The sequence below is a fragment of the Nocardioides panaciterrulae genome, assembly GCF_013409645.1.
GTDB lineage: Bacteria > Actinomycetota > Actinomycetes > Propionibacteriales > Nocardioidaceae > Nocardioides > Nocardioides panaciterrulae.
Genome location: NZ_JACCBG010000001.1, coordinates 416,140 through 434,507, shown reverse-complemented (window position 1 = coordinate 434,507; position 18,368 = coordinate 416,140). Strand labels below are relative to the sequence as shown.

At 72.9% G+C, this 18,368-nt stretch carries 18 protein-coding genes; 6 read left to right on the top strand and 12 right to left on the bottom strand.

The window, feature by feature from the left end; genetic code table 11:
• Window positions 1-34 precede the first annotated feature (34 nt).
• On the bottom strand, window positions 35-1,027 hold the full coding sequence (locus tag BJZ21_RS02035; protein WP_179662237.1) for a helix-turn-helix transcriptional regulator: 993 nt from the start codon (window positions 1,025-1,027) through the stop codon (window positions 35-37).
• A gap of 307 nt (window positions 1,028-1,334) precedes the next feature.
• Here BJZ21_RS02035 and lysS point away from each other — a divergent pair, with 307 nt between their 5' ends.
• Window positions 1,335-3,071, top strand: coding sequence for a lysine--tRNA ligase (gene lysS / locus BJZ21_RS02030; protein WP_179662236.1), 1,737 nt, complete (start codon window positions 1,335-1,337; stop codon window positions 3,069-3,071).
• Between the two features lie 86 nt (window positions 3,072-3,157).
• On the opposite strand, the gene BJZ21_RS02025 is transcribed toward lysS, so the two are convergent.
• Window positions 3,158-3,571, bottom strand: a complete 414-nt coding sequence (locus BJZ21_RS02025) for a DUF3151 domain-containing protein (protein WP_179662235.1) — start codon at window positions 3,569-3,571, stop codon at window positions 3,158-3,160.
• Window positions 3,572-3,607: 36 nt separating this feature from the next.
• On the opposite strand from BJZ21_RS02025, the gene BJZ21_RS02020 reads away from it, so the two are divergent.
• A complete protein-coding gene (locus BJZ21_RS02020; RefSeq protein WP_179662234.1) occupies window positions 3,608-5,113 on the top strand; it encodes a DHA2 family efflux MFS transporter permease subunit in 1,506 nt (501 codons plus the stop codon).
• Window positions 5,114-5,218: 105 nt separating this feature from the next.
• Here the strand turns inward: BJZ21_RS02020 and fbaA are convergent, their stop codons facing one another.
• Window positions 5,219-6,253, bottom strand: coding sequence for a class II fructose-bisphosphate aldolase (gene fbaA, locus BJZ21_RS02015; protein WP_179662233.1), 1,035 nt, complete (start codon window positions 6,251-6,253; stop codon window positions 5,219-5,221).
• A 213-nt stretch (window positions 6,254-6,466) separates the two neighbouring features.
• On the opposite strand from fbaA, the gene BJZ21_RS02010 reads away from it, so the two are divergent.
• Both BJZ21_RS02010 and BJZ21_RS02005 read left to right on the top strand, forming a co-directional pair.
• Window positions 6,467-7,441 (top strand): hypothetical protein, encoded by a 975-nt coding sequence (locus tag BJZ21_RS02010; RefSeq protein WP_179662232.1) that lies wholly within the window; start codon window positions 6,467-6,469, stop codon window positions 7,439-7,441.
• The gene (locus BJZ21_RS02005) at window positions 7,438-7,956 is read left to right on the top strand and encodes a SigE family RNA polymerase sigma factor (RefSeq protein WP_179662231.1); all 519 of its coding nucleotides are present in this window, start codon (window positions 7,438-7,440) and stop codon (window positions 7,954-7,956) included. The genes BJZ21_RS02010 and BJZ21_RS02005 overlap by 4 nt, the downstream gene beginning before the upstream one ends.
• Before the next feature lie 25 nt (window positions 7,957-7,981).
• On the opposite strand, the gene BJZ21_RS02000 is transcribed toward BJZ21_RS02005, so the two are convergent.
• Window positions 7,982-8,629 (bottom strand): TrmH family RNA methyltransferase, encoded by a 648-nt coding sequence (locus BJZ21_RS02000; protein WP_179665448.1) that lies wholly within the window; start codon window positions 8,627-8,629, stop codon window positions 7,982-7,984.
• A gap of 124 nt (window positions 8,630-8,753) precedes the next feature.
• On the opposite strand from BJZ21_RS02000, the gene BJZ21_RS01995 reads away from it, so the two are divergent.
• Window positions 8,754-9,416, top strand: a complete 663-nt coding sequence (locus BJZ21_RS01995; RefSeq protein ID WP_343051906.1) for a DedA family protein — start codon at window positions 8,754-8,756, stop codon at window positions 9,414-9,416.
• Window positions 9,417-9,459: 43 nt separating this feature from the next.
• Here the strand turns inward: BJZ21_RS01995 and BJZ21_RS01990 are convergent, their stop codons facing one another.
• From BJZ21_RS01990 to BJZ21_RS01960, 7 genes are all read right to left on the bottom strand, one after another.
• Window positions 9,460-11,325: a bifunctional sugar phosphate isomerase/epimerase/4-hydroxyphenylpyruvate dioxygenase family protein gene (locus tag BJZ21_RS01990; RefSeq protein WP_179662230.1), complete on the bottom strand. Its 1,866-nt coding sequence runs from the start codon at window positions 11,323-11,325 to the stop codon at window positions 9,460-9,462.
• Complete coding sequence (aroQ, locus tag BJZ21_RS01985) at window positions 11,325-11,780, bottom strand: type II 3-dehydroquinate dehydratase (RefSeq protein ID WP_179662229.1); 456 nt, start codon at window positions 11,778-11,780, stop codon at window positions 11,325-11,327. Before aroQ ends, BJZ21_RS01990 begins: the two co-directional genes overlap by 1 nt.
• Window positions 11,781-11,799: 19 nt before the next feature.
• Window positions 11,800-12,642 carry a shikimate dehydrogenase gene (locus BJZ21_RS01980; RefSeq protein ID WP_179662228.1) on the bottom strand — a complete coding sequence of 281 codons (843 nt, stop codon included), beginning with the start codon at window positions 12,640-12,642 and terminating at the stop codon, window positions 11,800-11,802.
• Complete coding sequence (locus tag BJZ21_RS01975; RefSeq protein ID WP_179662227.1) at window positions 12,639-13,661, bottom strand: phosphotriesterase family protein; 1,023 nt, start codon at window positions 13,659-13,661, stop codon at window positions 12,639-12,641. Before BJZ21_RS01975 ends, BJZ21_RS01980 begins: the two co-directional genes overlap by 4 nt.
• Window positions 13,658-14,668, bottom strand: coding sequence for a DctP family TRAP transporter solute-binding subunit (locus tag BJZ21_RS01970; protein ID WP_179662226.1), 1,011 nt, complete (start codon window positions 14,666-14,668; stop codon window positions 13,658-13,660). The genes BJZ21_RS01975 and BJZ21_RS01970 overlap by 4 nt, the downstream gene beginning before the upstream one ends.
• Before the next feature lie 69 nt (window positions 14,669-14,737).
• Window positions 14,738-16,012: a TRAP transporter large permease gene (locus BJZ21_RS01965; protein WP_179662225.1), complete on the bottom strand. Its 1,275-nt coding sequence runs from the start codon at window positions 16,010-16,012 to the stop codon at window positions 14,738-14,740.
• Entirely contained in the window at window positions 16,009-16,620 is a 612-nt protein-coding gene (locus BJZ21_RS01960; protein WP_179662224.1) for a TRAP transporter small permease subunit, read from the bottom strand. The genes BJZ21_RS01965 and BJZ21_RS01960 overlap by 4 nt, the downstream gene beginning before the upstream one ends.
• A 125-nt stretch (window positions 16,621-16,745) precedes the next feature.
• Between BJZ21_RS01960 and BJZ21_RS01955 the strand changes: the two genes are divergently transcribed.
• Window positions 16,746-17,759 (top strand): substrate-binding domain-containing protein, encoded by a 1,014-nt coding sequence (locus tag BJZ21_RS01955; RefSeq protein WP_179662223.1) that lies wholly within the window; start codon window positions 16,746-16,748, stop codon window positions 17,757-17,759.
• A 42-nt stretch (window positions 17,760-17,801) separates the two neighbouring features.
• Here the strand turns inward: BJZ21_RS01955 and pyrE are convergent, their stop codons facing one another.
• Window positions 17,802-18,341, bottom strand: coding sequence for an orotate phosphoribosyltransferase (pyrE, locus tag BJZ21_RS01950; RefSeq protein ID WP_343051905.1), 540 nt, complete (start codon window positions 18,339-18,341; stop codon window positions 17,802-17,804).
• Window positions 18,342-18,368: the final 27 nt, after the last annotated feature.

Sequence of the window (18,368 nt, the reverse complement as noted above, 5' to 3'; positions counted from 1 at the left end):
CAGCGCGCGGCTCGAAGCCCCTCGGCGTCGCCCGCTACAACCATCCCCGCCGGGCCGCCTCCACCCCGGCCTGGAACCGGGTGTCCGCGCCGACCTCGGTCAGCACGTCGGCGATCCGGCGGCGCACCGTCCGCAGGCTGATCCCGAGGGTGCGCGCCACCTGCTCGTCCTGCGCGCCCGAGGCCAGCTGCTGGAGCAGGAACCGCCGCATGTCCGGGCGCGCCTCGCCGCGGTCGAGCGAGGGCACCGGGGCCGCGCGCTCCCACATCAGCTCGAACCAGAGGGTCAGCGCCTCGACCAGGCCCTGCTGGCGCACCAGCGTCCGGGGCTCGTCGGTGAAGCCGAGCGGCTCGGGAAGCACCGCGTGGGTGCTGCCGATGATGAACATCCGGGTGGGGAGCTCGGGCAGCACCCGGATCTGCTCGCCCACCTCGGCCCGTGCCCGCAGCGTCTCCGGCGCGTCCTGCAGCGCCCGCACCGGGTAGATGGCCCGGGACCGGCGTCCCGAGGCGATCAGCTCCCGGATCACCTCGATCATCGCGTCCTCCCGCGGGATCCGCCACTGGTCGGGGCGCAACCACCGCAGGTCCCCCTTGCTCTGCGCGATCAGGGCCGCGATCAGCTCCACCGGCTGCCCGCCGGTGCTGATCTCGCCGTCGATCGACTCGACGCCGTGCACCTCCCCCGGCTCTGGCTTGACCGACCCCGCGGTGAGGAACGGGATCGCCGCCGAGAGCGCGTCGAGCCGACGGCGGGCCCGGGCCGCCTCCTCCGCCTGCGCGGTCACCAGCCGGGCGACCGCGGCCGCCGGGCCCTCGACGAAGACCCGGGAGTCCTCCAGCCGGACCACCTCGGCGTCCATCAGCGGGGCGAGCTCGGCCACCAGCTCGTCGGGGGTGCGCAGCAGCGCCTGCGCGACCGACACCAGCTCCCGGCCGGACTGCTTGCGCACCCGCTCGTAGAGCCGGTCCACCGCCGGGGGGAAGCCCAGGGCGGTCATGACGCTGGACGGCTGACGACGCGGCATGCTGGCAGGTTAGTGCCATCGACAGCCGATGACCACATGGCAGGGAAGTGTCAGTGCGAAGATGCTCGGACGCGTCAGCACGCACGCATCTCCTCTCGGGGAGAAGCCGTGCAGCGGCACGACCCACATCGGGGGATGCGGTCGAGCAGCGACGCAGGAAGGGGCGCCGGAAACGCCGCAGGGGACGGGTCCGGCGCCCTTCCACCACTCCGGGCCCCGAGCCCGCCTCATCGCCTTCGATCGCGCCCACCCGCTCCGGTAGCGTTCGCCGCACGGCACGAACCCACCGAGCAGGAGCGAGCAGCGCATGGCACGCGGCGCAACCGGCCAGCCCACCGACCAGCCCACCGACTGGGTGACCCGCGCGGCGGACGACGCGATCCGTCACGCCCGGCAGGCCGACGAGAAGGCCGGCACCGACGAGGGCCGGCTGATCACCTGCGCGTCCGGGGCCAGCCCGTCGGGACCGGTCCACCTGGGCAACCTGCGCGAGTTCCTCACCGTGCACTTCGTCGCCGAGGAGATCAAGCGCCGCGGCATCCGCTGCCGGCACCTGCACAGCTGGGACGACTACGACCGGTTCCGCAAGGTGCCGGCGGGCGTCGACCCGTCGTGGAGCGAGCACATCGGCCGGCCGCTGTCCGCGGTGCCGGACCCCTGGGACTGCCACGACTCCTGGGCCGAGCACTTCAAGGCCCCGCTGCGCGCCTCCCTCGCCGAGCTCGGCGTGGAGATGGAGGAGGTCTCCCAGACCGAGCAGTACCGCGCCGGCGCCTACGTCGAGCAGGTCCTCACCGCCGTACGCCGCCGCGACGACATCGAGCGGGTGCTCGCGGCCTACCGCACGAAGAAGACCGCGCCCGTCGCCGAGAGCGAGCAGGAGGCGCAGGCGCTCGAGGACTCCGTCGCCGACGAGGACGGCGAGGAGGCGACCGCCGGCGACCTGTCCCGGTTCCCCTACAAGCCCTACTGCCGCCGGTGCGGCCGCGACACGACCACGGTCACGTCGTACGACGACGACTCGACCGACCTGGGCTACACCTGCACCGCCTGCGGGTTCGAGGGCGTCACCAACCTCGCGACCCAGCACGAGGGCAAGCTGGTCTGGAAGGTCGACTGGCCGATGCGCTGGGCCGTCGAGGGCGTGGACTTCGAGCCGGGCGGCGTCGACCACGCCACCCCCGGCTCGTCCTACACCGTGGGCAAGGAAGTGGTGAAGGAGATCTACGGGGGCCGGGCGCCGTCGTTCGTCGGCTACTCGTTCGTGGGGGCCGGCGGCCAGGTGAAGATGTCCTCCTCCCGCGGCCGGGTGCCGACCGCGGCCGACGCGCTGCGGATCCTCGAGGCGCCGATCCTGCGCTGGCTCTACGTCCGGCGCCAGCCCAAGCAGGCCTTCAACGTCGACTTCGGCCCCGAGGTGGTCCGGCTCTACGACGAGTGGGACGCGCTGGGCCGCAAGGCCGCGGACCCGGAGAAGCGGGACGCCCAGGTGCTGGCGTTCGAGCGCGCCTCGACCACGAGCAGCGCCGGGACCCTGCCGACGCCGCAGGTCGTGGTGCCGTTCCGGGTGCTCTCCTCGGTCGCCGACGTGACCGCCGGCAGCGCGGACCTGATCAGCCGCACCATCGCTCACGTGGGTTACGCGCACGACGACGTCGCCCTGCTCGAGCCGCGACTGACCCGGGCGATGGCGTGGATGGGCGACTTCGTGCCCGCCGACCAGCGCACCACCGTGCGCGAGAAGCCCGACCTGGAGCGGCTCGGCGCGCTCGGCGAGCAGGAGCGCCGGTGGCTCGGGCTGCTGCTGGACGGGCTGCCGGCCGAGCTCGACATCGCGCCGGTGACCACGCTGGTCTACGGCGTGCCGAAGCTCGCCCACGGGCTGCCGCTGGACGCCGACCCGACCGAGGAGGTCAAGGCCGACCAGAAGGCGTTCTTCAAGCTGCTCTACAACCTGCTCGTCGACGCCGACCGCGGCCCGCGGCTGCCCACGCTGATCGTGGCGCTGGGCGCCGACAAGGTGCGCTCCCTGCTCGCTCCCTAACCGTCCGCCGGCCGGGGCGCAAGGAGCGCCGGCCCCGAGGCTCGGGGCCCCGGGCCGGCGGCGACCTCAGGCGACCTCAGGCGACCTCAGGCGAGCAGCGCGTCGTACGCCTCCGGGCTGGAGTCGCGAAGGAACTCCGAGCACCGCTCCCACTCCTGGGTCTCGCCGATGGCGCGGGCCGAGAGCGCGAGCAGCGCCAGGCTGCGCAGGAACCCGCGGTTGGGCTCGTGCGACCACGGCACCGGGCCGTGGCCCTTCCAGCCGTTGCGCCGCAGCAGGTCCAGGCTGCGGTGGTAGCCGACCCGGGAGTAGGCGTAGACGCTCACGTCGTCGGCGCCCTGGTCGCGGGCCTGCGCGGCCATCGCGGCCCAGGCGTACGGCGAGGCCGGGTGCCGGCGTACGACGGAGGCCGGGGCCTCGCCGGCGGCCAGCTCGGCCGCGGCCGGGTCCTCGGGCAGGTGGGTGGGCGGGGGTCCGGCCATCAGGTCGACGTGGGGCATGCCTGCATTGTCCACGCTGCGGTGTTGACTACGACCATGACCCACGCCGCCGCCCCGGCTACCGCCACGCACGAGAAGGATCCGTGGCCGGCCCTGTTCGCTCTCTGCCTCGGCTTCTTCATGATCCTGGTCGACTCCACGATCGTGTCGGTGGCGACCCCGGCCATCATCGAGAACCTGCACGCCGACGTGAACGCCGTCGTCTGGGTCACCAGCGCCTACCTGCTCGCCTACGCCGTGCCGGTGCTGATCACCGGACGGCTCGGCGACCGGTTCGGGCCCAAGCGGCTCTACCTCGTCGGGCTGACCGTCTTCACGCTCGCCTCGCTGTGGTGCGGCCTGACCACGACGGTGGTGGCGCTGGTCGTCGCGCGGGTGGTGCAGGGCCTGGGCGCGTCGATGATGACCCCGCAGACGATGGCGATCATCACCCGCATCTTCCCCGCCCAGCGGCGCGGCTCGGCGATGGCGCTGTGGGGCGCCACGGCCGGCGTCGCCACGCTGGTCGGCCCGATCCTCGGCGGCGTGCTGGTCGACGGGCTGGGCTGGGAGTGGATCTTCTTCATCAACGTCCCGGTCGGGCTGATCGGCTTCGTGCTGGCCTGGCGGCTGGTGCCGACCCTGGAGACCCACAGCCACCGCTTCGACTGGCTGGGGGTGGCGCTCAGCGGCGTCGGGATGTTCCTGCTGGTCTTCGGCATCCAGGAGGGCCACCAGTACCACTGGAGCGCCACGATCTGGACCCTGATCGTCGCCGGGCTGGCCCTGCTCGCGGCGTTCGTGTGGTGGCAGGCCCACAACCGCGCGGAGCCGCTGGTGCCGCTGCAGCTGTTCGGGGACCGCAACTTCTCGCTCGCCAACGTCGCGATCAGCGCGATGGGCTTCGCGATCACCGCGATGGCGATCCCGATCATGATCTGGGCCCAGGTGGTGCGCGGGCTCAGCCCGACCCGCTCGGCGCTGCTGCTGGTGCCGATGGCGGTGATGACGATCCTGCTGGCCCGTCCGGTGGGCCGGCTGACCGACCGGGTGCATCCGCGCAACCTCACCGGGCTCGGCTTCGGCTGCATCATCGTCTCGCTGCTGTGGCTGTCCTGGGCGATGCAGCCCGACCTCACCATCTGGGCGCTGGTGCCGCCGATGGTGCTGCTCGGCATCGGGAACGCCGCGGTCTGGGCGCCGACCAGCGCCACCGCCACCCGCAACCTGCCGATGCAGCTCGCCGGGGCCGGCGCGGGCATCTACAACGCCACCCGCCAGGTCGGCGCGGTGCTGGGCTCGGCGGCGATCGCGGTGCTGATGGACTCGCGGCTGGCCGCCGAGGGCCTCCCCTCGTTCAGTGGCGAGGGCGCCGGCGGCGGCGCGCTGCCGCCCGCGGTCGTCGGCCCGTTCAACGACGCGATGGCCGCCTCGATGCTGCTGCCGCCGCTGGCGCTGCTGGTCGGCCTGGTCGCGGTGCTGTTCTTCGAGCGGCCCAAGCACGCGGGCTTCGGCGTGGCCACCGAGCGGGCCTCGGCCCAGCCGGTCCCCGAGGCCGGCTGAACCGCGGGCAGCTGACCCGCGGGCAGCTCCCCCGAGACGCCGTACGGCCCGGTCGCCGCAGCGACCGGGCCGAAGGACGGTACTGGGACGACCTGCCGGGACCGATCAGGCCGAGAGGGACTTGCCCGCCGAGCGCAGGTTCTCGCAGGCCTCGACCACGCGGGCGGCCATGCCGGCCTCCCCGGCCTTGCCCCACGAGCGGGGGTCGTAGACCTTCTTGTTGCCGACCTCGCCGTCGACCTTCAGCACACCGTCGTAGTTGGTGAACATGTGCGCGGCCACCGGGCGGGTGAAGGCGTACTGGGTGTCGGTGTCGACGTTCATCTTCACCACGCCGAAGTCGACCGCCGCGCCGATCTCCTCGGCCGTGGAGCCGGAGCCGCCGTGGAAGACCAGGTCGAAGGGGCGCGACCCCTCGGCCAGCCCGAGCTCGCGGGCGACCGCCTCCTGGGCGTGCTGGAGGATCTCGGGGCGGAGCTTGACGTTGCCGGGCTTGTAGACGCCGTGCACGTTGCCGAAGGTCAGCGCGGTCAGGTAGCGGCCGTTCTCGCCGGCGCCCAGCGCCTTGATCGTGGCGATCGCGTCACCGGGGGTGGAGTAGAGCTTCTCGTCGATCTTGCCGACGACGCCGTCCTCCTCGCCGCCGACGACGCCGACCTCGATCTCGAGGATGATCCGGGCCTTGGCGGCCTTCTCGAGCAGCTCCTGGGCGATCTGCAGGTTCTCCTCCAGCGGCACCGCCGACCCGTCCCACATGTGGGACTGGAACAGCGGCAGCTCGCCGCGGGCCACCCGGTCGGCGGAGATGTCGAGCAGCGGCCGCACGAAGCCGTCGAGCTTGCCCTGGGGGCAGTGGTCGGTGTGCAGCGCGACGTTGACCGGGTAGTTCTTGGCGACCTCGGCGGCGAACGCGGCGAAGGCGACCGAGCCGGTCACCATGTTCTTCACCGACGGGCCGGAGAAGTACTCCGCGCCGCCGGTGGACACCTGGATGATCCCGTCGGAGCCGGCGTCCGCGAAGCCCTTCAGGGCGGCGTTCAGCGTCTGCGACGACGACACGTTGATGGCCGGGAACGCGAAGGCGTTCTCCTTGGCCGCGTCGAGCATCTGGGCGTAGATCTCGGGGGTGGCGATGGGCATCTGGGAACTCCTGCGGCCGACGGCTGGGCGCTTCCCACCCTAGTGGCTCGCCGAGCCGCCGCCGAGGGGCGTTCGTCCGTCGTCGCTCCCGTGCCCGCCGGCCGAGCGGCCGGCCGACCTGCCGGGCGGGGGGCGCCCCTGGAGCCGGCCCCGTGACAACCTCGGGGCGCTGCGGTCCGTATCCAGGGTGAGACCGTGCGGAGGGACCACGCGATGGACATCAGGGACGAGATCGACCGCAGCTTCGGCAGCGGGCCGAACGACGGCGCCACGGACGCCGAGATCGAGCGGCTGCTCGCCGCCGGGCACCGGGCGCTGCGCCGCCGGCGGCTCGCCGTGGCCGGCGCGGCGCTGACCACGGCGGCCGTGGTCGGGGGCACCGCGTGGGCCGCGGCCGGCGCCGGCAGCGACCGCGCGGACGACGCCCCCGTGGCCAGCAGCTCCGGCGCGACGCGGGCGGCGGACCCCAGCACCGCCGCCACGCCCTCCACCGGACCCACCAGCTCGCCCACCGGGGGGCCGGGCGCCGAGCGGACGCCGAGCAACGCCGAGCTCGACCACGTGCTCCACGAGCTGAGCCTGGTGGCGTACGACGACGCCGGCAACGTGGTGGTCGACGACCGGGCCACCGTGGTGCAGCGGCTCGCCAACCCGTTCCACCTCGACCCGCCGCAGAAGTCGGTGGGGGTCGCCGTGCGCTTCCACGGCGTCACCTACTGGTACGCGCTGAACTACGCCGGCGACGGCAGCTCGAGCGGGACGCTGGCCTGGGCCGGCGGCCAGCAGGGATCGTTCCTCTCCTGGGTGCAGGGCGCGAGCGGCACGGTCTCGGGCCCGGAGTCGGTCGGCGACCCGGTGCTGGACGGCATCGCCTCCGTCGACCTGGTCCGCTTCGTCGGCGACACCGAGCAGCTCGAGCCGGTCCGGGGCGCCACCATCCTCGAGCAGCGTGCTCACGTGCGGGTCGGTGACTCCTTCGCCGGGCCCGGCGACCACACCGCGGCCGCGGAGGTCGCGGGCGGCGACGGCGAGCGCTACTACGTGCTGGCCCGCAGCTTCGACGGGAAGCCCGGCCAGTACATCGCGATCCCCGTGAAGCGGGGCGGGGCGAGCCTCGACGACTTCCTGGCGCTGGCCCGGCAGCGCTATGCCGGCGGTGGGGCCGAGGGCGGCGGTGGCCTGAAGTGAGGCCCGGCTCGGGGACCGGATCGAGGACGGCGGACCGCGACGCGGCGTTCTCGGAGTTCGTGCACGCCCGTCGCGCGCACCTGCGCCGGGTCGCCTACGCGATCTGCGGCGACTGGCACCGCGCCGACGACCTCGTGCAGACCGCGCTGGCCAAGCTCTATGTCGCGTGGCCGCGGGTGCGGCGCGAGGGCGGCGAGGAGGCCTACGTGCGCACGATCATCGTGCGCGCCAACATCGACGAGTCCCGCCGGCCGTGGCGCCGCGAGCGGTCGACGGCGGAGACCCCCGAGGGCGCGGCCCCGGCGACGCTGGGGGTCGAGGAGCGTTCGGCGCTGTTCGAGGCGTTGCAGGCGCTCCCGCTGATGCAGCGCAAGACCGTGCTGCTGCGGCACTGGCTGGGCCTCTCGGTCACCGAGACCGCGCACGAGCTCGGCATCACCGAGGGCACGGTCAAGAGCCACACCTCCCGCGGCCTGCAGGCGCTGCGCGGCGTGCTCGCCGCCGACCAGGCCTGAGCAACCCCGCCGCCCAGCCCCGCACTCAGCCCCGCCAGGTGGCGTCGCCGGTCAGGTCGGCGTGCTCGCGGATCCAGGTGTGCATCGCGATCGCGGCGGCCGCCGAGGCGTTGATCGAGCGGGTCGAGCCGAACTGGGCGATCGAGAAGGTCCCGTCCACGACCTCGCGGGCCCCCGCGGACAGCCCGGGTCCCTCCTGGCCGAAGAGGAAGCACACCCGGCGCGGCACGCTCATCGTCTCCAGGTGCCGCGACCCGGGCAGGTTGTCGATGCCCAGTAGGGTCACCGGCCCGCCGGGCAGCCCGTGCAGGTGCGCCGCGAGGTCGGCGACGGTCGGGTGGTGCCGCACGTGCTGGTAGCGGTCGGTCACCATCGCACCGCGCCGGTTCCAGCGCCGGTTGCCGACGATGTGCACCTCGGCGGCGAGGAAGGCGTTGGCGGACCGGACGATCGTGCCGATGTTGAAGTCGTGCTGCCAGTTCTCGATCGCCACGTGGAAGTCGTGGCGCCGGGTGTCGAGGTCGGCGACGATCGCCTCGAGGCTCCAGTAGCGGTAGCGGTCGACGACGTTGCGCCGGTCTCCGTGTGCGAGCAGCTGCGGGTCGTACTGCTCCCCCGCCGGCCACGGCCCCGGCCAGGGCCCCACGCCCACCTCGGCGGGGCCGTGCGGCATCGGGTCGTACGGCGCCCTGCGCTGCTCGTGACCGGTGGTGTCGGCCGCCGCGTCCCGCTGCTCCACAGCCGGAACCGTACCCTCGCCTGCCGGACATTCAGGCGCAGCCCGGTAGCGTGAGTCCGTGACCGCCCTGCTCGATCTCCACCCGATGCTGCTCGGCATCCCGTGGATGGATCCCAACTGGCTGCTCGACCACTTCCACGCGGAGTTCGTCTGGATCAGCCTGGCCATCGTCTTCATCGAGTGCGGGCTGCTGTTCCCGTTCCTGCCCGGGGACACGCTGCTGGTCGCGGTCGGCCTGTTCATCGCCGGCGGGCAGCTGAACCTCAACATCTTCGTGGCGCTGGCCGCGTTCGCGGCCGCGGCCTTCCTCGGCAACGTCACCGGCTACGGCCTCGGCCGGGGCATCGGTCAGCGGCTGGGCGACCACGACGGCCGGCTGATCAAGAAGAAACACCTCGAGCAGACCCACGAGTTCTTCGACCGGCACGGCAGCAAGGCGCTGGTGATCGGCCGGTTCGTGCCGTTCGTGCGCACCTACATCACGCTGGTCGCCGGCATCACCGACATGGGCCGCCGCAAGTTCCTGGTGTGGAGCGCGGTCGGCGCGGTGCTGTGGGTCCTGGTGATCACGCTGGTGGGCTACTTCCTGGGCCAGGCCGTGCCGTGGCTGGCCAGCAAGATCGACCTGGTGATCCTCGGCCTGCTGGTGCTCTCGGTGGTGCCGCTGGTCATCGAGTGGTGGCGCCACCGCAGCCACCAGGACGCCGACGAGGCCGCCTGAGCCTCGGGCCGCCCCGCGGCGACCGGCCGGCCAGGCGGCGCGCTCACGACCGTCCCCGGCGCCCCCGGCCGACGCTGGCGACCCGGTCGAGCCGGGCCTGGGACGCCAGCCGGACCGGGGCGTCGCCGGCGCCGTACCCGTCGTAGCCGGCGGCCCGCTGGACGACCTCGAAGAACACCCGGCCCACGCGGCGGGTGTAGAAGTGCAGGAACTCCCCCTCCGGACCCCGGTCCAGCAGCAGCTGGTGCGAGCGCAGCCGGTCGAGCAGCGCGGCGTCCAGGCCGAGGCGGGCGGCGAGGTCGTCGTAGTAGTTGTCCGGGACGGGCAGGAACTCCATCCCCCGGGCCCGCGCCCGCGCGGCCACCGACCAGATGTCGGAGCAGGCCAGCGCGACGTGCTCGGGGTACTCGGGGCTGACCTGGGGGGCGACGTTCAGCGGGAGTCGGACGCCCCCGTCGGCGGTCCTCATGACCCGGCTGCGGACCAGCCCCTGCGGGCTGGCGACCTCGGTCGCCGGCGGCGCGTCGAGCCCCAGCACGCTGGTCCAGAACAGGACGGCCTCGTCGTGCTCCTGCCAGGTGTGGACGAGGTTGACGTGGTCCACGGCGAGGTAGCAGCCGGGGTCCTCGGGGGCCAGCCCGTGCTCGAACTCGTGGGTCCAGGCGGGCTGCACCCCGGGCGCGGGACGCTCGGCCAGGAACACCTCCAGGCCGTTGGGGGCCGCGAAGCCGGCGAGCCGCTGTTCGTCGGCCTGGGTGCGCCGCGGCACCGGCGCCACGGCGAGCTGGCCGGCCCTGGCCTCGGCCGCGACCGCGTCCTCGACCTGCAGGCCGATCCCCGCCACCTCGGGCTCGAGGTCACGGGCGTGCTGCTCGTTGAGCACGATCCGCACCTCGCCGGCCGACCACAGCCGCACCGGCTTGGTCCGGTGCTGGCCGCGGAAGGTGAGCCCGAGCTGGTCGAGCATCGTCTCCACCGCACTGGTGTCCTCGGCCTTGACCTCGACGAAGTCCACCGCCGCCGGAGGCGCGACCCGGCTGATCGTGGCCAGCCCGCCGGCCCGGTCATCGGCCCGGTCATCGGCCCGGTCATCGGCCCGGCGGGCGGCCTGGTCCTGCAGCCACACCAGCGAGCGCAGCGCGTGGGCCGCGGTCCGGTGGGTGTCGGTCTGGCGGAACGTGTCGTTGAAGACCTCCAGCGAGAGCGGCCCCGCGTAGCCGGTGCCGGCCACGGTCGCCACGAAGCCGCCGAGGTCGAAGTCGCCCTCGCCGGGGAACAGGCGGTGGTGACGGCTCCACGACAACACGTCCATCGTCAGCCGGGGGGCGTCGGCGAGCTGGACGAAGAAGATCTTCTCGCCGGGGATCCACGCGATGTCCGCCGGGTCGTGGCCGCGGGAGAGGATGTGGAAGCTGTCCAGGCAGGTCCCGACCGCGGGGTGGTCGGCCCGCTCGACGATCCGCCAGGCCCGGCGGTAGTCGTCGACGTAGCGACCCCAGGCCAGCGCCTCGTAGGCCACCCGCACGCCGTACGACGCCGCGAGATCGCCGAGCCGGCGCAGCTGCTCGGCCGCGACCTCGTCGGACTCGACCGTGGCGGTGGCGACGTTGGAGCAGACCAGCACCGTGTCGATGCCCAGTCGGTTCATCACGACGAACCGGGCCTCCGCCCGCCGCAGGTTGTCGGTGAGCGTCGCCTCGTCCACCCCCTCGAAGTCGCGGAGCGGCTGGTAGAGGTCCAGGGACAGTCCCAGCCGGGTCGCGCGGGCCCGGATCTCCTCGGGGCTCAGGTCGCTGCCCACCAGGTCGGGCTCGAAGACCTCGATGCCGTCGAACCCCGCCTCGGCGCAGGCCGCCATCTTCTCCTCGAGGCTGCCGCTGAGGCAGACGGTGGCGATCGAGGTGCGCATCACGCCTCCGCCGGGTCGTCGACGAAGGAGCGGATGGCCAGCTCGTAGCCGCGCGTGCCGAGCCCCACCACGACGCCGCGCGCCACCGGCGAGACGTAGGAGTGGTGCCGGAACTCCTCGCGGGCGTGCACGTTGGTCAGGTGCAGCTCCACGACGGGGACCTCGGCCCCGGCGATCGCGTCGCGGATCGCGACCGAGGTGTGGGTGTAGGCGCCCGGGTTCAGCACCGCGCCGACGCAGTCACCGGTGCGGACGGCGGCGCCGATCTCCTGCAGCCAGTCGACCAGGCGGCCCTCGTGGTTCGACTGCCGGAAGACCAGGTCGAGGCCGAGCCGGGCGCAGAGGAGCGCGCAGCGCGCCTCGACGTCGGCGAGCGTCTCGGTGCCGTAGAGCCCCGGCTCGCGAGTGCCGAGCAGGTTGAGGTTGGGCCCGTTGAGGACATGGATGGTCGTCATGGTGGCTCCTGTTCGGTGGTCAGCTGACCAGCTGGCGGAAGTGGTCGTTCATCCGCTCGACGTCGGGCTCCCGGCCGGTGATCAGCCGGAGGCTGTCCACGGCCTGGCCCACCGCCATGGCCCCGCCGTCGAGGGTGTCCAGCCCGTGCGCCCGGGCGCGGCGGAGCAGCTCGGTCTCCAGCGGTCGGTAGACCACCTCGGCGACCCAGGCGTCAGGGCGGAGCCGCTCGGGCTCCAAGGCGACGCCCGGATGCTGGGCCATGCCCATCGGGGTCACGTGCACCACGCCGTCGACCTTCTCCTGCCAGGGCTCGAGCGAGCCGTCCGTGGCGGCGAGGGACGCCCCGGTGGCGCCGGCGAACCGGTCCACGAGGCGGTCCGCCGCGTCCGTGGACCGGTCGTGCACGACCAGCTCCTCGAAGCCCATCCCGATCAGGGAGTAGGCCGTGGCCAGGCCGGCGCCGCCGGCGCCGACCTGCAGCACCCGGCCCCGCGGCCGGTCGCCGAGGAAGCTCTCGAGGCCGTGCCGGAAGCCGGTGCAGTCGGTGTTGTGCGCCGTGCGCCGGCCGCGGCCGAGCAGCACCAGATTCGCCGAGCCGATCCGCTCGACCACCTCCCCGAGCTCGTCGACGTGCCCGAGCACCTGCTGCTTGAACGGGTGCGTGACGTTGACCGCGGCGAAGCCCTCGTCCTCGAGCCGCCCCAGCTGCTCGCCCAGGTCGACGTCCGGCACGTCGATCAGGTCGACGGTGACGTACTCGTAGGAGAGGCCCAGGTGCTGCGCCTCCCGCTCGTGCAGCGCCGGGGAGAGCGAGGGGCCGATGCCGTGGCCCAGGAGCGCCACGCGGTACTCCGGGCTCATGCGGTGCCCCCGGCCGGGGTGAGCAACCGTCGGGCGTTCGCGATCATCATCTGGTCGATGTCCTCGGATCGAGCCCCGCGCTCGCGCAGCTGTGGCACGACGTGGCGGGGCAGGTGGTCGTGGCGCCAGTGCGGGGTGTGCACGCGGCGCCACGAGGGCGGGGTGACGCGGCTGAAGAAGGCCGCGTCGTGGGAGAGCACGATCCGGTCGGCGTAGCCCTCCTTCAGCAGCGCCAGCACGGTGCGCACGCTGGTCTCGTCGTCCACGACGTGGGCCATGCCGAAGCGGTCCACGCCGATCGTGGCGCCTGCGTCCATCAACCGACGCAGGTAGTCCAGGTCGTCGCTGTCGCCGCTGTGGCCGATCACCAGGTGGCGCGGGTCGACCCCGCGCTCGGTGAGGAAGGCCAGCTGGTCGAGCCCGTTGCGGAGCCGGGCGTTGCTGTGGGTGGTGATCGGCACGCCCGTGGCCAGGTGGGCCTCGGCCGCGGACTCCAGCACCCGGCGTACGTCGGGGGTCAGGCCCGGCGCATCGGTCACCACCTTGAGCATCCCGGCGCGCACGCCGCTGCCGGCGATGCCCTCGCGGATGTCTCGCAGGAACATCTCGGTGAGCGGCTCGGGACCGCCGACCAGCCGGCCCGGGCCGTGGGTCCGGAAGTAGGGCGGCAGGACATCGTCGGTGTACCACCCCGTGCTGGCCACGAGGTTCACGCGCACCCGCGCCGCCACCCGGCCGACAAGGGCGACGTCACGCCCCAGACCGGGGACGGTGAGATCGACCACCGTGCGGACGCCCAGCTCCCACAGCTCCTCGAGCCCGGCGACCGCCGTGTCGACCGCCCGGTCCGCGTCCCACTCCGGGTGCGGGTGGTCACGGTCGAGCTCGGGGCTCAACACGAACACGTGCTCGTGGGTCAGCGTCCAGCCCAGATCCTCCGGGACCACCGGCCCGCGGTAGGTGGCGACGGGACGCGCGGCCTCGTCGCCCGAGACGGCGGGGTGCGCGGCCGCCGTCACTTCGCGGAGCTCTTGATGGCCTCGTAGACCTCCAGCGACTTGCCCTCGAGGTGGTCGCGGAAGTAGGCGTCGGCCTGCTCGCTGAAGGCGGCGACGTCCACGTCGTCGACGATCTTGATGGAGCCGTCCTGCTTCCAGCCGCTGATGATCTCGTCCTCGGCGTCGGCGACGCAGCCGGGCATCTTGTCGACGGCGGTGTCGACGGCGTCCTGGAGCACCTGCTGCTGCTGCTCGGACAGGTCGTCCCAGACCTTCCCGACGATGACGAGGTTCGAGTTCTGCTGGTGGTCGGTCATGCTGAGGTAGTCCTGCACCTCGGGCAGGTTCAGCGCGGCGATGTTCGTGATCGGGTTCTCCTGACCGTCCACGACGCCCTGCTGGAGCGCGAGGTAGAGCTCCTCGTAGGCCACCTCGGTGGCGTGCGCGCCGAGGGCCTTGGCGTTCTCGAGGAACTGCGGCGAGCCCGGGAACCGCATCCGCAGCCCATCGAGGTCCGCCGGCTCGCGGATCGGCTGGTTCGCGGTGAACTCGCGGGCGCCGGCGGAGTAGGCGCCGAGGATGCTCACGCCACCCGAGGCATCGTGGAAGGCCTGCTTGAGCTGCTCGGACTCCTTGCCGCGGAAGAAGTCGGCGACCTGCTGGCCGCTGTCGAAGGCGTACGCCGCGTCGACGACACCGATCGGCTCGTAGACCGAGGCCAGCGCCGAGGCGCCCTGCAGGTCGAGGTCGATGTCGCCGGACTGCACCGAGGCGATCCGGTCGGCGTCGCCGCCGAGCTGGCTGTTGGGGTAGATCTCCACGGACATGCCGGCGTCCGCGGCCTCGACCTCGTCCTTGATGACCTCGGCGCCGCAGGTGTGCTGGGGCTGGTCCTCGGTGTAGCTGTGAGCCAGGGTCAGCGTGATGCCACCTGCCGCGGTGGCGTCGTCGCCGCCGCCACAGGCGGAGAGCATGCCCAGCGGCAGCAGCGCGGCCACGGCGAGGAGCGTCGTACGAGTGCGGTTCATCGGTGTCTCTTCCTTCGGGTGGGGGCGCACCGGACGGCGCGCCGGGAGGGGGTGCGTGCAGCGGTGGGGCTAGAGCCCGAGATGGGTGGGGAGCCAGGTCACGACGCCGGGGACGAAGATGACCAGCAGGCAGACGACCAGCAGCGGCACCAGGAACGGCAGGGTGCCTGCGAAGACCTGCCCGACCGGCACCCGCTGGGTGGAGCTGAGCACGTAGAGGACGGTGCCGACCGGCGGCGTGAGCAGCCCGATCATCAAGGAGATGATCATCAGCACGCCGAGGTTGATCGGGTCCACGCCGAGGTGCAGGCCGATCGGCATGAGGATCGGCACGGTGAGCACGAGGATCGCGGTGGCGTCCACGACCGTGCCCAGGATGAGCATCAGCACGGCGACCAGCAGCAGGAAGACGGTGCCGTCCGAGGTGAGGCTGAGCACCAGCTCGGAGAGGTCCTGCGGCACCCGCTCCCGGGCCAGGACATAGCCGAGCAGGGCGGCCGAGGAGACGATCAGCATGATGGCCGCGGTGGTCGTCACGGTCTCCGACAGCACGCGGGGCAGGTCGCGCAGGCGCAGCGTGCCGTAGGCGAAGCCGAGCAGCAGCATGTAGAGGGCCCCGACCGCGGCCGCCTCGGTCGGGGTGAACAGCCCGTAGAGGATGCCGCCGAGGATGATCACCGGCGCCCCCAGGGGGCCGATCACCCGGGCGCCGGTGCGGCGTACCCGCTCCCACGCGAAGCCGGTGTGCACGATGTCGGGCTGGCGGCGCACCAGCACGAACACGACGACGCACAGGCCGAGCGCCATCAAGATCGCGGGGACGACCGAGGCGGCGAACAGCGCTCCCGTCGAGACCGCGGCGAGGCCGGCGTAGATCACCGCGGGGATGCTCGGCGGCATCACCGGAGCGATCAGCGCCGAGGAGCCGACCACGCCGAGGCCGAAGCGCATCGAGTAGCCGTTGCGCAGCATCGCCGGGATCTCGACCTTGCTCAGGGCGGCCGCGTCGGCCACGGCGGACCCGCTCATCCAGGAGAAGCCGAGGCTGACGCCGATGCTGACGAAGCCGAGGCCCCCGCGCACCCGGCCCATCAGCGCGAGCGCGAAGTCGAAGAGGCGGTCGGCGATGCCGGCGTGGTTGGCCAGGGAGCCGAGCAGGATGAACAGGGGGACCGCCAGCAGCGGGAAGCTGGCCGTGGAGTTGGTGACCAGTCGCATCGCGAGGCCCACCGACTGGCCGGTGAGGACCAGGTAGGCCAGGCCGGGGCCCAGGAAGGCGAAGGCGACCGGCACGCGCAGCAGGAGCAGCACGAAGATCGCGACCAGCAGCAGGGTGACGGTCATGCGCGGGCCTCCTCGCCGGCCGTGAGGGTCAGGCTCTCGGCGCCGGCGGCGTCGCCGTGCTTCTCGGGAACGCCGTCCTTCGCGACGAGCACGGCGGCCACCAGCGCGCGGACCGCGGTGCTGAGGAATCCGAGCATCGGGAGCAGGTAGACCCACTGCATCGGCATCCCCATCGAGGGGGAGTCGAGGTGCCCGGACTCACCGATCAGGCTCCAGCACGCCCAGGCGAAGCCGGCCCCGGTGGCGGCGACGAGGAGGTCGGCGAGGACGTGGATCCCGCGCACGATCATCGGCGAGGGGATCGAGTCGACGACCTGCAGGGCGATGTGGCCGTCGCGGGTCACCAGGACGCCGGCGAGCACGAAGGTCATCCACACCAGGCTGTAGCGGGCGAGCTCGCCGGTCCAGGTCCAGCCCTCGATCGGCAGGTAGCGCTGCCCGGCCTGGACGAGCACCAGCAGGAAGATCAGCGTCACGGCGATCGCCGCGAGCCCGACCTCGACGGCGGTGACCACGCGCAGCACGCGCTGGGCCGGCGATACGCCGGTCGGTCCGGCCGGTGGCCCGGAGGGCCGGGGGCTCGGCTCTGCCAGGGGGACGGCATCCACGAGGACCTCCTTCGGTTCCCACCACAGGGCTGTGGCGGCACTCACAACGGGCCCGACCCTAGAAACAAAGTGGAAACTGTTGCAATACGTTGCCAAAAGTTGCCATCGTGGTGTTCCATCGCCTCGTGAAGGTGACGATCTACGACGTGGCCCGGCACGCGGGCGTCGCGCCCTCGACGGTCTCGCGGGCGTTCGCGATGCCGGGCCGGGTCAACCCCGCCACCCGGGACCGGGTGCTCGCCGCGGCCGAGGAGCTGGGCTACCGGCCGGGCAACAAGGGTCCGGGGCGGACGACGGACGGCCACCGCACGATCGCGATGCTGGTCTCCGACATCACCAACCCGCACTACTTCGAGCTGATCCGGGGCGCCGAGCTGCGAGCGCGGGCCGCCGGATCGACCCTGGTGCTGGTCAACTGCGAGGAGTCACCGCAGATCGAGCTCGAGCAGATCCGGGGGCTGGCGGGCTCGGTCGGCGGGTTCGTGCTGGCCGCGAGCCGGCTCCCGGACCAGGACCTGCGCGACATCGCCGCCGAGCACCCCGTCGTACTGCTGAGCCGCGAGCTTCCGGGCATCCTCAGCGTCACCCTGGACATGGGTTCGGGCTGCCGACAGATCCTGGAGCACCTCTCCTCGTTGGGGCACCGGTCCCTGGCCTACTGTGCGGGCCCGCCGAGCTCCTGGATGGGCGCGGTGCGCTGGGCCGCGCTCTCCGCGGGGGCCGCGGAGTACGACCTCGAGGTCCACCGGGCGGGCCCGTACACCCCGACGGTGGCCAACGGCAGCAGCGCCGCCGACGCAGCCGTGCGCACCGGCGCGACCGCGATCGTGGCGCACAACGACCTGCTGGCGATCGGCATCATGCGCCGGCTCGCGGACCGAGGCGTGAGGGTGCCCGACGAAGTCAGCGTCGTCGGCTTCGACAACACCTTCGCCGCCTCCTTGGTCCAGCCGGCGCTGACCACGCTGGGCGGCGCCGTCAGCGACGCCGGGCGTCGGGCGGTGGACCTCCTGGTCAGCATGCTCGGACACTCCGGTCCGGGCCGTCCCGACGCCCACGAGCGGGTCACGCTGCCGACCGAGCTGATCGTCCGGGCCTCCTCCGGCCCGGCACCCAGCCGACCCGAGACGACCGGGTGAGGGAGCCGCACCGCCGGCTCCGATCGAGGGCGTGGGCGGCGGTCAGCTCCGGGCCTGCACCGCGTCCAGCTCGGCCTTGGTGAGCACCGGGCGCACCTCGAGGGCGACGTCGGCCAGCGGGTTCTCGCCCGCGGGGCTGCGGTCGATCGCGCAGACGACCACCTCGACGACGGCGCCGGCGTCGCGCAGGGCCCGGGTCGCGTCGCGGACCGCGCCCCCGGTGGTGATCACGTCCTCGATGATCGTGATCCGCCGGCCGGCGACCTCCGGGCCCTCGGCGAGCTTGCAGGTGCCGTACTCCTTGGCCTTCTTGCGCACGAACAGCGCCGGCAGCCCGGTCAGGCCACTGAGCGCGGTGGCGATCGGGATCCCGCCGAGCTCGAGGCCGCCGAGCAGCTCGGTGTCGGCCGGCAGCAGGTCGCGCATCTGCTGGGCGACCCGGTGCAGCAGCCGGGGGTCGGACTCGAAGAGGTACTTGTCGAAGTACTCCGAGGACACCTGGCCCGAGCGCAGGGTGAACTCCCCGGTCAGGCGGCAGCGGGCGTCGATGTCACGGGCGAGTTCGAGATCAGCGTTGGTCACGCCCGCAGGGTATCCGCGTTAGGTTCG